Here is a 14,644-nt window from a genome sequence, read left to right as displayed (position 1 = left end):
ACTATACCGGTGCGTCACCGCCTTGAGTTGGCGGTGCCGCCCGGCTGCACCTGATCAGGCCAGGTTGGAGGGCGTGCTCGGGTCCAGCCAGACCTGACCGTCCGCGAGCGCGACGCGATAGGTTCGGATCGGCTCGTCGGCCGGCTCGTCCTCGGGTTGGCCGGTCTCGAGGCTGAAGCGGCTGCCGTGCAGCGAGCACTTGATGCGCGCGCCGTCCAGACAGCCGTAGGAGAGCGGGTAATCCTCATGGCTGCAGTTGTCCTCGACCGCGTAGAAGCGGTCTTCGACACGAGCGATCAGGTAGGGTCGTCCGGCGACCTCGACGCGGAGAAACTTGCCGGGCGCGATTGCGTCGGCCCTGGCAACGGCGACGAAGGGCGCTTCCATTGATGATGCCATCTGCTTCGGCTCCTCCCTCAACGCAGACGCTGCGCGGCGGCGCCGGAATCGAGCACGGCGCGAATGCGGTCAGCGCCCCCGCTCAGCGTCTGCTCGCGGCCGAGATGCCAGAGGATCAGCGCCCCCGCGAAGACCAGACTGTCGTAGGTCGGACCGCGCTGGCCTTCCAGGGCCGCCATCCCGGCCTGCGCGGCGGCCTTGGCGGTGGCGCCGACATCAACGGCGACGGCGATGTCATCGCTCGGTCGGCTGGCGGTCGGCAGGTCCTCGGGCAACGGCACCGCACGCACGTTCTGCTCGATGCCGAGCGCGGTCGGGTCGATATCGAACGGCTGCTCCTCGCCCATGTGCTGGTAGTTGAAGCAGACCCCGTTCTGGCGCAACGATGGCACAATGCCGCCCTCGACGCCACGCACCAGCAGCGCTGACTCGTAGCCGGCGTGGCGGGCGAGCAGGGCGTAGATGCGCGGGTAGGGCTTGTGGACGTAACCGGTGACTAGATGGGTCTTGTTGCGCCCGTGAATCGGCCGCGCCATGACCTCGACCGTGGTGATCGCCTGGCGCTTGACGATGGTGCCGCGCAGCGGGACGAGGTCGTGCAGCTTGGGCGCGAACGCGCGCTGATCGACATAGCTCCAGCCGATATTCGGGTCAGCCAGGCGGGCGGCGGCTTCCGCCGGACTCACATCGACATCGATGCCCGCGGCCTCGAGCACGTGGCGATGGGTGATGCCGAACTTCGGGCCGACCGCGTCGACGCCGTGTGAGACCGCGGGCAGGCCGCATTCGGCGAGCACCGGCGCCAGGAAGGGCGAGGCCGGCAGGCAGCGGTTGTAGCCGTCGTATGGATCGGCGAGGTCGACGACCTCGTCGACATCGGCGACCACGTGGTCGGTCGCCTCGCGCACCGCGTCGAGGATGCCGCGCTGTTCGTCGTCGGTCTCGCGCTTCATCCGCAGCGCGATCAGGAAGATACCGGCCTGGACCGGGTCGACCGCGCTATCGAGGATCGCGCTCATGCCGGTCTGCGCCTCCTCCATCGAGATGTCCTTCGACAACTCCGGGCCGGTAGCAATGCGCTGGAGGATGGATCGCATCGTGCGTTGGGTTTCGTTCATGATCTACGACATCTCATCTGAAGCCAAAGGAGGGGCGCCGGCTCGACGGGCGCACGAACCCGGCAAAGCTCGGGGTTGCTAAGGCTGGGTTCAAGCCGGGTATCGGACGGCGTCCGGCCGGGTCGTCGTCGGTTACAACGCTGCAGAATACGCGCTCGGCCAGGGCAGGGCAGGCCGCAGAGGGACACGTCAGTCTCGCCAACGCTTCAGCAGGTCGCCATAGGCATCGATGCGCCGATCGCGCAGGAAGGGCCAGATGCGGCGCACCTGCTCGCTGCGGCCGGGATCGAGCTCGGCGACCAGTAGCGTCTCCTGGTCTGACGGAGCTTGCGCCAGGATCTCGCCCTGCGGGCCGCAGACGAAGGAATGGCCCCAGAACTGGATGCCGTCCTCCGGGCTCGTCGCATCCGGCGCCGGCTCGAAGCCGACGCGATTGCAGGCCAGCAGCGGCAAGCCGTTCGCGATCGCATGGCCGCGCTGCACCGTCATCCAGGCATCGAGCTGGCGCGCCTGCTCGGCGGGCTCGTCGCGCAGATCCCAGCCAATCGCGGTTGGATAGAGCAGCAGCTCGGCGCCCGCCAAGGCCATCAGCCGCGCCGCCTCCGGAAACCACTGGTCCCAGCAGACCAAGACCCCGAGCCGCCCGGCCGCGGTCTCGACTGGCTCGAAGCCGAGGTCGCCGGGGGTGAAGTAGAACTTCTCGTAGAAGCCGGGATCATCCGGAATGTGCATCTTGCGGTAGACGCCGGCCAGGCGGCCGTCGGCATCCAGCACCACGGCGGTGTTGTGGTAGACGCCGGGCGCGCGCCGCTCGAAGACCGAGCCGACGATCACCAGGCCGTGCTCGGCCGCGAGCGCGCCAAGGCGATCGGTGCTGGGACCGGGGATCGGCTCGGCTTGGTCGAACTGCGAACAGTCCTCGGTTTGGCAAAAATAGGCGCCGTTATGGAGCTCCGGCAGCAGGACAAGCTGGCAGCCGTTCGCTGCGGCGCGCTCGATCAGGCCTTCGTAGGCATCTTGGAGGCTGCCAGCGGGGGTGACGGGCGGAGCACTAGTTTGGAGGAGGGCGGTCTTTCGCATCGGGAATCTTCAGCTAGGGCCACAGCTTGAGCACACTAAGAAACGCTATCAAAACACCCGCTAAACTTACGCAAATGTCTGATTTCGAGGGCTTCAGAAGTCATTCTGTTAGAGCTTCCAATGATGATGCCACCGACACCGATGGTGACGCTTGAGAACCAGCGCATGAAGCTGTCCATGCGCTGCTGGAGGTAAGGATCAGGTGTTAGCGCGCGATGCCAGATCTGGTGAGATTACCCGGGTGCTTAAGCGAAGGGAAGACTTGGCTCTGCATCAGCGCTCCGGGTCATGTGTTCACACCGCACGCTTTCGGCGAAATCGGAGTTCAGACGAAATAAGTTTACACTGCATCCAAACGAGAAACACTTTCTCAGAAAAGACTGCCCACCTTGTGCGGCTCTATTTCTGCGATCTCGGTTACCAAATTGACCTTTTGCGTTTCCCCTGCCGAATCAGTCCAGCCAACCTCAACTGCAAAAACTGCCCTATCCGGGTTGGTCTTCGGAGTAATCTCCCAGCTGATTTGGTAGGTGGCGTAATCGCGATTAGTTTCCTCGGAGCCAGAGCTAGCTGTTCCGAGTTTCGTTGTAAACTCATCTTCGCCTTTAATAGCTCGGAAGCTCTCGATCTTTTCCTGGGCGAGATGAAGCGCTTCGCTGCGAGAACGAGCGCTCGAGTTTGATTTTAGTACATTTGCTTGAAACTGTGTAACAGCGAGCAAGCCGAGAGCAACAATCGCAAACGCTATCATTGCTTCGATCAGTGAGAAGCCAAATTGACAATCCTTTTTGGTAATGGCGAAAAAAATCATGATGATCACTGTTTGTATGATATTTACCAGTCTTTCCAGGACCCAGGAAGCCTCACCGCATCATCAATTGCGAATAGCGTACCCGCTGGTGGATTTCCGCTCAAGTTCTCCATGCTATAAAATCCGGTGTTTGCATTAAATTTTTTGGCGCTCTCCTCGAGGAGCGCAGTCCCGACAATTTCAGCGCCTCCCCAGCCATTGCAATCCCCGTCAGTCTGAGCATAGTAAACAAACCCATAGACGCGTGCCCCGCCATTAAACTTAGGGCAGCCAGGGTCTGTTAGTATGATCACCACTGGGTGGTCAGGGCTACCATAGGTCGTGCCACCATTAAGAGGGTTTTTTCCGGTATAAATGAGAAAAGGGAAATCAGGTGCGTCACCAGTCGGTACATCTTGCTTCTTACTGTAGGTTTGGCCCGCAGCTGTTGCCTTTGTTTTTGCATCTGAAAGCGAGATATCGAAGACATAATTCCATGCTTTGGGCTCACTCAAGGAGGACGCTTCTCCATCAAGGTAAGCGCAGTTTGCTCCAGGACATGCTGGAGACACCTCTGCGCCGGAACCTACGCCCTCGGCCGGCTTACACGAACGGTCGTCGCCGCTACTATTACAAATGCGCACATCGAAATGACCAAGTTCGAGGCAGTCTCCATAAAAACCATGCCCTGGGTTATCTGTTGCTAAAGTCTTGATTGCTATTCCATCAGGGCGCGGAAAAATGTCTGGGGTTCCTTTGACATCAGATAGGCATCCATCTACTACGATCGGCGGTGCGTTAGCGCCGTTTGGAGTCAGGTAAGGATAAAGCTGATGCACTATCTGTTGGGCTGTACTTCGTATTGCCCCATTTTCAGCCTCGACGGTTGATGTAACTCTTAGATATCCGTTTGGTAAATCTGCAAACGTCAGGGTTGGGGTTAGCGAATATCCAGACTGCAAGTTAGGCAGTTCGTCGCCTGGAAATGTCGTTGTGCATCCACTGCACGAATTTTCGCGAAGCCAAGCCAATGCATACTCAAGTCCAGCTTCTGCGGCTTCCTTTGCTTCTCGTGTCCGGTAATCAATTGCTGATGTTGCTTCTTGATTAGCAGCGATTCGCCCAACCGTCAAGGCCGCACCGGTAACGAGCATCATCAAGATAGTTGTTACCAGTATCGTCACTGCACCAGATTGGTATCGCGTCAAGTAGGATGTCGTGCGGTTACTCAATTGCTTCCTCCTAGGGTGAGCGTTAAGTGCGCTTCTCTGAACACCTTCAGTCAGCTAAGGGTCCCGGCATGGTGCCGTTGTATCAAACGCACTAAGGTACTTATCGTTCCGAACGCGCACACTGTTACGTACGGTTTGTTTTATATCCTGCATCGATGCCGACTTTAATTGGCCGGTTAACGCTATTTCGACGTATCGAATGCAAAGGCATGGATTGCCGGTGGAGCATAGATCGTCGGATTCGCTGGAAAACGAACCTGTGTTATTAATTTCATCCTCTAGGATTTCTACTTGTGTATGCGTAAGACTAAAAGTGAGCTCGGTGATCTCAATTTCTTCTTCGGTCAGGTCTTCCCATGAGCCTAGCTCGCAATCAGCTGCATCGTCGGTGTCTGGTACACCAGTGCGGGTTTCGATCGCGTTTTGATGTAGACGAAAGCCAAATTTTTCATTCTTCTCCCCGCTACTTGCGTCGAAATTGTCAACCTGAGGTGGGGAGTCTTCGTCTAAGTTGTAGGTTAGAACTATGCAGGTATCCGGATCTTCGCCATCGGCGCTGCCGGTTTGAATGTCATAACTCCCGCTCAAAAATGGGTTTGATGGGACTTCTGAAGGATCAATGATTGCTGCGTACCCTGCTCTCCGAATGTCGTTGACCATCACAACCATTGTTGCTCGAAGGTTTTGGCTTAGCTCCGCAGAGCGTAGATTGACAACCCCGTATCGTGCAGAGTCGGCAAGGACATAGAAGGCCCCGCTAACCACGATTGTACCGATCGCGATACCAATAAGTAGCTCGATCAGGGATACTCCATGGCAACGAGTTGGTCGCTTTAGCATGGCGTATATCCTGGAACATTACCGGATGGTGAGCAGATGCGGATTCGGCCGCGTCCGCTGAGCACAACGCGAAGGTCATAGCCAGATGAAGTCGTAAAGGTGAAGCTGCCGTTTGTGGCGCTGCCCCGTATCCGGTCAAACACCAGACCTGAGCTTGATGAATAGGTGGTGCTTAATGTCACATCCGAAGCAAGTTGGTCACCTAAGAATCTCCTGATATTGCAATCGCCTGAGGCTGAGCAGTCGCAGGTACCAGCGTCGTCGATACCGACGCACCAGGTCTTTCCTGTAACGCAACTCACAGTGAGGTCTGAGTTTCGTCTCACGGTCTCCATGCGGACGAGGTCGAGATGTGAAGAAAGTGCCTCCGCTGCGTGCTTGAGACGCGTGCGCTCGATGGACTCGCTGAACCGTGGGGCGCTGATCGCCAGGAGAATGCCTAAGATCGCCACCGTCGCGAGTGTTCCGACGAGGCTGAACCCCAGAAGGCCTTGAAGGCTGTGACCGGGGCCTCGGCACCACCACGTGACTGGTCTCGGCATACCCTTAACCTCTTTGCTAAGCTTTAGAGATCACTCGAGCATAGTCAGACTCTGGGGCCACGGCTTTGATGGATTTCCCGTTTCGACTCGTCCGAGGGTAGAGGCGGGCGACGACTCCATGGCGCGAGGTCGACAGATCAGGGCTGGTGTACAAACGGTCGCGCTCCGAGTGGCATCTGGGTTTGTGGGCTCGTTTCGGGCGCTAAACTTACGCTCTTGTTGGGTTGCTCGAACGTATCCTTCTCTATCGTGCACTGAAGGATAGGGACGTTTACTGACAAATGTACGAGGTCACTGCAGTTCTATGCGCTATGCTAGTCGTTGTTCAAGCGGTTTCACGCTGATCGAGCTACTTGTAGTGCTTTCGATCGTCGGTGTCCTCGCTGCCATTGCACTGCCCAGCTATCAAAACTATATCGAAAAGAGTCGGCGCTCTGATGCGATGAGTTCGCTTCTCAAACTGCAACTCGAGCAAGAGCGATACCGGGCGAATCATACAAGTTATGGTGAGCTTTCCGATGTTTGGTCAGGGTCAGATTCACTAGATGGTTATTATCAACTTGCTGTCTCCGGCGTCAGCGCTTCTGGCTATACTGCGACGGCAACACCGAAATCGAATGGGAAGCAGGCTGGGGACAGTTGTACTTTCTCGCTAGATCAAGACGGTCCGGATGTGAGTTCGGATACGAAAAAACGTTGCTGGAATAAGTAATGATTTCCGAATTTGAATGATGACTTCAGGACTCTACGAAACCGACCTCCTCCGCTGGTCGGAAGAACAGGCAAACCTGCTGCGGGCCGGGCGGTTGGACGAATTGGATATCGGTAATCTTCTCGAGGAGCTTGAGGACATGGGGCGGGAGCAGAAGGTCGCTTTGCAGTCGTTGCTGCGCCAGATTCTCATTCATCTGCTCAAGCTCCAGTGCTCGCCGGCGACGGCTCCGCGCGGTAAGTGGGTCGATGAGCTGATCGAGTTCCGGGCCCAAGCGCAGACACGGCTCGAGGAGGCGCCTAGCCTCAAACATTATGCGGATGACCTGTTCGAGAAGGCTTGGCGTCAGGCACGGCGCGGAGCGGCAAAATCATTCGAGGCCTATGGCGAAACGGGGGAGATTCCGGGGTCTTGCCCGTTTTCGCTGCAGCAGTGCCTCGATGATGACTACATTCCGGCCAAGCCCTGATGAGCGTGCAAACAAAGAAGCCGCACCCGAAGTGCGGCTTTCGTCGATTGCCTTACGAGCGGCCGGCTAAAGCCGCTCGCTAGGGGACTCGGTCAGTTGACGTCGAGCATCGTCTCGGAGTCGGCAATCATCACCGGGTCGGTCAGATCGGTCGGCAGGTGATCGAACTTCTTCACCAAGCCGGGCCAGAGCAGGTTGTAGAACAGCTCGCCGCGAACCAGCGCGACGCCTTCCGCTGGAATGTCATAGGTCAGCTCGCGCTCTTCGTGCGGGCGTAGCCGGGTGTCGTCGCCGGGCTGGGTGGCGGTTGGCGGTGGGGCGGGCATGCCTTCGTCATCAGCGAGTGCATAGGAGAGGTAGGCTTGGGGGTCCTCCTTGGCGGGATGGCCTTCGGCGTTCTGCCAGACCACGTTGCCTTGGTCGTCATAGGCGGTGAGCTTGATGAACAGGTTGCGGAATGGGGCGCCCGTTGGCATCGAGTGCGGTAGCTGGTTCTTCAGATAGACCGTCGTCTTGAGCGTGTCGCCGTCCTGCTCGGTGGTGACATCGAAGACGACTGCGCGCTTGAGCATCGGTGGTGAATGCCCGCCGCCCATGCTGTGGTCGGCGATGCCGTTGGCGATCGGCATGTGGCAGGAGAGACAGTTCACCTGCGAGGCGCTCTCCATGTACTCGTTACCGGTCTGGCACAGCGGGACGCCATGCGGGTTGTTGCGCTGGTCATGGCAGCCCATGCAGGCATCGGAGGTCTTCATCAGGCGCGGATTGGCCTCCATCGGCAGCGCCCGGATGGTCTCGCCTTCGTAGTCCACCGGCTCGCCGAGATGCGGGTTCGGCTTCTGGGAGTCGCCGCCGCCGAGGCCGACGCCACCGAACAGGTCGTCACCGGCCGAGGCTAGCTTGGAGAGGGCATCGTTGATCCCGGCCGGGGCCTGGATGGTATCGGCCACTTCGTAGGCCTTGAGGCCAAGCCGCAATTTGCCATCTTCGCCCTGCACGCCCTTGAACGATTTGAGCGTGTGACAGGCAACGCAGTTGACGCCCTCGCTGTAGGCCGCCATCGCGTCGAGCTTGGTGGTCTTATCGATTGCCGCATTCGGCGCGTGGCATTGCAGGCAGATCGGGTATTTGCCGGAGGCCTTGTGCAGTACGCCTTCCTCGGTCGGGGAACCGACAACCATCTTGTAGAAGGTGCCGTGGATCGGGTCCTTCAGCGCGGTGCTCTGCGCGTGCATCGAGCCCTTCCATTGCTTGTAGATGTCTTGGTGGCAGTTGGCGCAGACCTCGGACGAGACGTGATGGATCGAGTCGGTATCGCCGGCGAGGGCCGCTGTGGGCAGCGTCGTCAGGGCGAGCAGGCCGGCGATGGCGCCGATTGCAGCGTGGATGCACTTAGGGGGTGACATCGTTCAGCATCCTCCTTTCGGTATTGATTGGTACTGAGTTAGTGGTTTTCCTGTGAGGGCGGCTTATCGAAGCCACCGCCATTCTTCCTTGCATGACCGAGCGCGAACATGCCCGAGGTCAATACTCCAGATTGCTGCATTCTATCGATACTGGTGTAATCCTGAACAGCCAATGGGCTTCAGTGCCTTTGGTTAGAGAATTAGCAGATAAATATTCGCTTATTTCCTGGCATTCAGGTTGACGACGGCCGGAGGTTGTCGCGAACCATGGCGTATTGGGCGCCTAAGAGAACGAATGCGCACGCGAGAAGCGAGACTGTGGTTGGTCCTGTCCGGACGTTGGATGCCGGGCGCGGCCGCGTCCTGACGATGAGGAGTCGCCGTGCGGTATCCGCTCATTCCAGGCTCAGAGCGGACACTAAATGAAGTAGGCAGTCGCGCTTGCATCTGTGGCAAGCCGCAATGAGACCACCGAGGCTTTTTACCGATGATGTTTTCACTGCTCCGGCCGATCTGTCCGTCGGCCAAGGCCCTTCTGCTCGTCTGTTGCATGCTGGCAAGCAGCGCCGCCTTTGCCGCCAAGGTAGCGCTCGATCCCTCGAATTGGGGGCACCCCGAGGGCGAGAACTGCGTGAGCTGTCATGAGAAGTCCTCGCCCGGGCTCGCTCAGCAATGGCATGACAGCGCCCACAAGACGGCCGGGGTGAATTGCCTGGATTGTCACCAGGCGGAGGCCGCGGAGCCGGATGCGATCGAGCACGAGGGGCAGGTCATCGCGACCATCGTCTCGCCGAAGGACTGCGGCCGCTGTCATGAGAAGGAATATGAGGAGCAGGCCGGATCGGTCCACGCCGAGGCCTACGCGATCATCAGGGATCGCATTCCGGCGCTGGCGCATAATGTCACCGGCGCGGCGATGCAGGCGGCCGGCTGCGATCAGTGCCATGGCTCGCTGGTGAAGGTGCGCGGCGATGGCACCCTGGACCCGAAGACCTGGCCCAATTCCGGCATCGGCCGCATCAACCCGGACGGCTCCAAGGGCTCCTGCTCGTCCTGCCACGGCCGCCACGCCTTCTCCAAGGCGCAGGCGCGCGAGCCGAGCGCCTGCGTGCGCTGCCACTCCGGGCCGGATTCGCCGGACAAGGAGGTGTTCGAGGCCTCCAAGCACGGCATGCTGTACGCGGCGCAGCGTGAGCAGATGAATCTGCACGCCGACACCTGGGTGGCCGGCAAGGACTACACCGCTGCGCCGACCTGCACCACCTGCCACATGGGCGCGGCCGGCAAGATCCCGACGACCCATGATGTCGGGCTGCGCAATGCCTGGACGCTGAATCAGCCGGTCTCCTACCAGCAGTATCTGGTCCTGCTCGCGGACGGCAGCAAGCTGGAGCTGCCGGCTACCGCGAAGCCGCCGAAGCGCGGCAGCGAGCTCGAGAAGGCCGACGGTAGCGTCGCCAAGGTGAAGGCCGTGATCTCGCCGGATCGGCGGCGCACGGTGATGAGCATGGTCTGTCTGGAATGTCATGCCAAGGGCTTCACCGAGGGCTTCATGACGCAGTTCGACAACGTGGTCGAGCTCTACAACAGCAAATTCGGCGAGCCCGCTGAGGCGATCATGGCCGGGCTCTATGAACGGGATCTCTTGACCCCGCTGCCGTTCGACGAGCCGCTCGAGTTCATCTACTGGGAGCTCTGGCACGATGAGGGCGCGCGCGCCCGCCATGGCGCCTCGATGGCCAGTGCGAATCATGCCTGGTGGGAGGGGATGTACCTGGTCGGCCGCAACTTCTACAGCCGGTTCCTGCCGGAGGCGCGGGCCGTTGCCGGGGATCAGGCCGCGGCGATCATCGACCCGGTGCTTGCCGAGAGCGGCAAGCATGAGTGGCTGGACGCGCCGAGCCAGGCGAATCCGATCCTCGGCTGGATGCCACCGCCTGCACCGGCGGCCGACCCAATGCCGGTGCCAGCGGTCGAGGACGGCCCATCGGCGGCGTCTACGACCGATGCGGGCACCGCCGTGGGGGCGGCTCAGGCGCGCGCGGTTGGAGCTGAGATGCCGGATGCCGATGAGCCGGGTGCGGCAGCGGATGCGGTCGAGCCCGATGCTGCCCAGGCAGCCGATCAGGCGGGTGGGAACAGTGCGGATGCGGAGGCGGACTGATGATCAAGCTCGAGGCCCCGCAATTCATCACCCGTCATGTCCTGTTCGCGTTGGTGGCCGGCGGCATCGGCGGGGTGGTGTTCATGTTCTTCCTGCTCGAGTTCGACCATTACACGAGCTCGAACGCCTTCTGCACCACCTGCCACTCGATGACCTATGCCGATGACAGCTACCAGTCCACGCCGCACTACAACTCACCTTCCGGTGTGCGCGCGAGCTGCGGCGATTGCCATGTCTCGGAAGGGATCATCATGGCGACCTACGACCACGCGATCGGCACCAAGGACCTGATCAAGCAGCTGTTCGGGCCGGACTACGATGACCCGGTGGTCAATCTGCTGCATCTGCCGGAGGCGGCGTTCGCGGCGCGCGACTGGTTCCGCAAGCGCGATTCGGCGACCTGCAAGCGCTGCCACACGTTAGAGGCGATCCAGGGCACGCGCGCGAACACGGCCGCGATCCATCAGGAGGAGACCGAGGGCAAGAGCTGCATCGACTGCCACTACAATCTGGTGCATCGGCACGTGCCGAGCGAGCAGACCTTCAAGCGCGAGGCCTGGAACGCGATGGTCGAGGAGGAGTTCGGGCTGGAGCCTGGAACCGCCGCCGAGCTGTTGGCGAACGAGTGAGTATCCGCGAGCGTCGGGCCAGGCGGTCCGAGGCCGGCGGCTCGAAGGTTCCGGAATGCGATGTCGATGGCCGAAGTGGCGTGGCGCCCGCGCCGCTTCGGCCGGCAACAACCCAGGTTGCGGAGGCGGTGCCGCTTGCTCGCGTCGCCGAGCATCCGGCGCGGCCTCTCGGTCGCGCGCTTGCCTTGATTCCCGCAGCGCGCGTTTAAGGGCGCTGGCGTGCCCGCCCGGTTTCCTAGCTCCGCGGGCGTGATCCGCGCCCCCTGCTTGATGACCGTGGTTGGATGCAGGGTCTAGCCGCGGCCGCCGCGGCTGTTGCGCTCTCAGGGGCCGGCCCGTTCAGGATCGGCGTTCTCGAATCCGCCATCCTCGAGGATGCCGGTCTCGCCCTCGGATTTGGCGATGATCACCGCGCCGGCCGAGTCGCCGGTGACGTTCACGGCGGTGCGCAGCATGTCCAGGATGCGGTCGACCGCCAGCAGCAGCCCGAGGCCCTCGAGCGGCAGGCCGACGGCGGAGAGGATGATCGCGATCGCGACCAGGCTCGCGGCCGGGATGCCAGCGACGCCGATCGAGGTCATCAATGCCAGCAGCACGACGGTGAACTGGGTCGCTAGGCCGAGTTCGATGCCGTAGGCCTGGGCGATGAACATCACCGCGACGCACTCGTAGAGCGCGGTGCCGTCCATGTTGATGGTGGCCCCGAGCGGCAGCACGAAGCTGGTGGTCTTGTTCGAGACGCCGGCGTTCTTCTCGACGCACTCCATCGTCAGCGGCAGGGTGGCCGACGACGAGGCGGTCGAGAACGCGGTCAGCAAGGCCGGGCTGACGGCGCGATAGTGCCGCAGCGGACTGACCCCGCCGAGGACGCGCAGCAGGAGCGGGATGGTCACGGCGAAATGGAGGCCGAGCGCGAGCACCACGGTGAAGAAGAACTGCAGCAGCGGCACGAAGGCCTCGAGGCCGGTGCTGGCGACCGTCTTCGCGACCAGTGCGAAGACACCAATCGGCGCGAAGCGCATGACCAGATCGGTGATCTTCATCATGATCTGGAACATGCCCTGGAAGAAGTTGTATTGGACCTCGGCGTACTGGTTGGCGATCTGGGTCATGAAGAACCCGTACAAGATGCTGAAGAAGATCAGCCCCAGCATCTGGGTCGCGCTGGCGGCGGCGACGATATTGGTCGGCACCATGCGCAGGAAGATCGCGACGATATCGTCGGCGCCCTTGTCCGCGAATTGCGTCTCCAGCTCGCCGGCGTCGGCGCTGAGACCGAAGACCTCCTCAGGGCTGCCGTCGACGACGCCGGGCTGGATCAGGTTGACCACCATGAGCCCGACGATGATCGCGAGCAGGCTGGTCAGGGCGTAATAGCCGATCGTCTTGCCGCCGAGCCGCCCAAGGTTGTCGGAATCGCCGATGCTGGCGACGCCGACGATGATCGACGAGACGATCAGCGGCACGATCAGCATCTTCAGGGCATTCAGGAAGAGCTGGCCGATGAAGTCGAAGATGGCATGGAAGCTCACCCCGAACAGATTGCCGTCCTCGCCGACGAGCAGGCCGACGACGACGGCGAGGGCGAGGGCGATCAGGATCTGCCAGTGCAGCTTGAGCTTGAGAAGGGCCATGGTGCAGATTACGAAACGCTTGGGTGGAGGCTCGGAAGCATCGCCAGATCAACACGGCGGCTGACTCTGCGGGCACGCTCGATATTCAGCGGGTTTACGCTGATGATACTATGATCGGCTTGAGTATTGATTCATCTCAAGACCGGTCCAAGTCGGGCTTGCCATCCGAGTCGGGCTTACCTAAGGGGAAGCCGATGCTGGACTGCACCGAATTCCCTGGTCGAGATAGGCAGCTGCAGGTCTTGCGATGCGCACCGGGTAGCGAGGTGAGCTCGCCCCTGAACGCGGCAAAGCCAGCGGCGTCGAGAGATAACACTACAATGCGATTTCGTGTCTTCTATCTGATCAATCGTTCCGGCGAGCGCGTCTCGTCGACGAGCGCGGTGGAGATGACCACCAAGGCCATCTGCGAGCAGATGCTCGATCGGCTGCAATCTGAGGACGATTACCTCGGCATCCTGGATGCCGAGGACAACGCGCTGCAGGTCTTGCCGGAACCGGACAAGCAGCGCTATTACGTCGAGGTGCCGCTCGATGCGGCCAAGGCTTCTTTTGGCCGTTATGTCGATCGTGCCGAGCTTGAGGCCCTGATCCACGATCTCCCGGCCCAGATCAACGAGCGCAGCATCCCGGGGCTGACCTATCGGCCCTGGTAGCTTCCAGGCGAGCCCCGAGTGAGACGGCGGCCCAACGTTCATGGCCCGTACTAATACCGTGGTCGTCCGAGCGGGATTCGCGGCATCCGGAACGGCAGCAGCATCTGCACCCAGCGCGTATCGAAACGGGTGAGCGACAGACTCTCGTGGACCGCGGTGACCGGCTCGCCGAGCAGGGTGGTGCGGACCTTCGAGCGCGCATAGAAGGGCGTGTCCTCGAGCGTCTCCAGGACCTCGGCGCCGTGCCCCGGGTCGGCCTGGGTTGCGCGCGGGATGCGCCACCAGAAGCTGGTCTTCAGCGGCACCCGCGGCGGTGGCGGGAACGGCTCGGCGGCGCCTTGGCCGTCGAAGTGCAGGGCCAGTGAGCGGCGTTCGCCGTTCAGGAAGGTCATGTCGTAGAGCACCGCTGAGCTGGCGCGCAGCTTGGCGCGCGACCAGTCCCATTTGCGGAAGCCGTGCTCGAGCGGCTCATCGCCGCTGTTGCTATCCAGGTAACCGTCTCCGGACCAGCGTAGACCTGGCGACTCCATCTCGACCTCGACCCGTGCCTCGGGTGCGATCGGCCACCAGCGGTGGCGGCCGGCCGGATCGAGTGCGGTCTGCTGGCTGGTCAGTGCGCGCGGGTGGACGCGCACGATGCCGCGCAGGCGTTTCGGTAAGGGCGCGCCGCGCTCGTCGATGTGCACGGTCAAGGTGGCCCCGTCCCATTCGACCCGGCTGGGTCCGATCACCAGGGTATCGGCGCTGCGCTGCAGCTGCCCGCAGCCGCGCTCGGTCATGGCCCAGGCGGTGCGGTCCTGGCCGTAGAGCGCGACATTGAGCGCGCAGAAGTTCTCCGCGTTGCAGTCGCCGCGGCGCCGCGCCCGGGCGTAGTAGGGCGAGAAGACGCTGCCGAGCAGCGCGATGATCGTCAGACCGCGCTGTCCGTCATCGCTCAGCGCGTCGATGTACCACCATTCGTAACCATGGCCGC

The 14,644-nt window shown here is 61.4% G+C and carries 15 protein-coding genes; 5 read left to right on the top strand and 10 right to left on the bottom strand.

Annotated elements, in window-relative coordinates:
- Positions 1 to 54: 54 nt before the first annotated feature.
- The 7 genes from CKO40_RS04525 to CKO40_RS25265 form a co-directional block, all read right to left on the bottom strand.
- Positions 55 to 387 (bottom strand): non-heme iron oxygenase ferredoxin subunit, encoded by a 333-nt coding sequence (locus CKO40_RS04525; protein WP_200345093.1) that lies wholly within the window; start codon positions 385 to 387, stop codon positions 55 to 57.
- A gap of 29 nt (positions 388 to 416) precedes the next feature.
- Positions 417 to 1,517 (bottom strand): anthranilate phosphoribosyltransferase, encoded by a 1,101-nt coding sequence (locus CKO40_RS04520; protein ID WP_200345001.1) that lies wholly within the window; start codon positions 1,515 to 1,517, stop codon positions 417 to 419.
- Positions 1,518 to 1,706: 189 nt separating this feature from the next.
- Positions 1,707 to 2,597: a carbon-nitrogen hydrolase gene (locus CKO40_RS04515; RefSeq protein WP_200345000.1), complete on the bottom strand. Its 891-nt coding sequence runs from the start codon at positions 2,595 to 2,597 to the stop codon at positions 1,707 to 1,709.
- Positions 2,598 to 2,967: 370 nt separating this feature from the next.
- On the bottom strand, positions 2,968 to 3,408 hold the full coding sequence (locus tag CKO40_RS04510; protein WP_200344999.1) for a type IV pilus modification PilV family protein: 441 nt from the start codon (positions 3,406 to 3,408) through the stop codon (positions 2,968 to 2,970).
- A gap of 23 nt (positions 3,409 to 3,431) precedes the next feature.
- The gene (locus CKO40_RS04505) at positions 3,432 to 4,619 is read right to left on the bottom strand and encodes a pilus assembly PilX family protein (protein ID WP_200344998.1); all 1,188 of its coding nucleotides are present in this window, start codon (positions 4,617 to 4,619) and stop codon (positions 3,432 to 3,434) included.
- Positions 4,620 to 4,673: 54 nt separating this feature from the next.
- Positions 4,674 to 5,459, bottom strand: a complete 786-nt coding sequence (locus tag CKO40_RS04500) for a PilW family protein (RefSeq protein ID WP_200344997.1) — start codon at positions 5,457 to 5,459, stop codon at positions 4,674 to 4,676.
- Positions 5,453 to 6,001 (bottom strand): GspH/FimT family pseudopilin, encoded by a 549-nt coding sequence (locus CKO40_RS25265; protein WP_420827357.1) that lies wholly within the window; start codon positions 5,999 to 6,001, stop codon positions 5,453 to 5,455. Before CKO40_RS25265 ends, CKO40_RS04500 begins: the two co-directional genes overlap by 7 nt.
- Positions 6,002 to 6,305: 304 nt before the next feature.
- Between CKO40_RS25265 and CKO40_RS04490 the strand changes: the two genes are divergently transcribed.
- Together CKO40_RS04490 and CKO40_RS04485 are read left to right on the top strand one after the other, a co-directional pair.
- Positions 6,306 to 6,713, top strand: a complete 408-nt coding sequence (locus tag CKO40_RS04490; RefSeq protein WP_200344995.1) for a type IV pilin protein — start codon at positions 6,306 to 6,308, stop codon at positions 6,711 to 6,713.
- A gap of 19 nt (positions 6,714 to 6,732) precedes the next feature.
- Positions 6,733 to 7,182, top strand: coding sequence for a DUF29 domain-containing protein (locus tag CKO40_RS04485; RefSeq protein WP_200344994.1), 450 nt, complete (start codon positions 6,733 to 6,735; stop codon positions 7,180 to 7,182).
- Between the two features lie 92 nt (positions 7,183 to 7,274).
- Here the strand turns inward: CKO40_RS04485 and CKO40_RS04480 are convergent, their stop codons facing one another.
- Entirely contained in the window at positions 7,275 to 8,588 is a 1,314-nt protein-coding gene (locus CKO40_RS04480; protein WP_200344993.1) for a cytochrome c family protein, read from the bottom strand.
- Between the two features lie 487 nt (positions 8,589 to 9,075).
- Between CKO40_RS04480 and CKO40_RS04475 the strand changes: the two genes are divergently transcribed.
- Positions 9,076 to 10,752, top strand: coding sequence for a multiheme c-type cytochrome (locus CKO40_RS04475; protein WP_242476822.1), 1,677 nt, complete (start codon positions 9,076 to 9,078; stop codon positions 10,750 to 10,752).
- On the top strand, positions 10,752 to 11,381 hold the full coding sequence (locus CKO40_RS04470; protein ID WP_200344992.1) for a cytochrome c3 family protein: 630 nt from the start codon (positions 10,752 to 10,754) through the stop codon (positions 11,379 to 11,381). The genes CKO40_RS04475 and CKO40_RS04470 overlap by 1 nt, the downstream gene beginning before the upstream one ends.
- Before the next feature lie 323 nt (positions 11,382 to 11,704).
- On the opposite strand, the gene CKO40_RS04465 is transcribed toward CKO40_RS04470, so the two are convergent.
- Positions 11,705 to 13,015 carry a dicarboxylate/amino acid:cation symporter gene (locus tag CKO40_RS04465; RefSeq protein ID WP_200344991.1) on the bottom strand — a complete coding sequence of 437 codons (1,311 nt, stop codon included), beginning with the start codon at positions 13,013 to 13,015 and terminating at the stop codon, positions 11,705 to 11,707.
- A gap of 320 nt (positions 13,016 to 13,335) precedes the next feature.
- Between CKO40_RS04465 and CKO40_RS04460 the strand changes: the two genes are divergently transcribed.
- Positions 13,336 to 13,671: a hypothetical protein gene (locus CKO40_RS04460; protein ID WP_200344990.1), complete on the top strand. Its 336-nt coding sequence runs from the start codon at positions 13,336 to 13,338 to the stop codon at positions 13,669 to 13,671.
- Positions 13,672 to 13,721: 50 nt separating this feature from the next.
- On the opposite strand, the gene CKO40_RS04455 is transcribed toward CKO40_RS04460, so the two are convergent.
- On the bottom strand, positions 13,722 to 14,450 hold the full coding sequence (locus CKO40_RS04455; protein ID WP_242476821.1) for a carotenoid 1,2-hydratase: 729 nt from the start codon (positions 14,448 to 14,450) through the stop codon (positions 13,722 to 13,724).
- Positions 14,451 to 14,644 lie beyond the last annotated feature (194 nt).

The organism is Halochromatium glycolicum, from assembly GCF_016584085.1.
In the GTDB taxonomy this organism is placed as follows: Bacteria; Pseudomonadota; Gammaproteobacteria; order Chromatiales; family Chromatiaceae; genus Lamprobacter; species Lamprobacter glycolicus.
The sequence above is the reverse complement of the archived record's forward strand: the minus strand, read 5'-3'. Positions and strand labels throughout refer to the sequence as shown.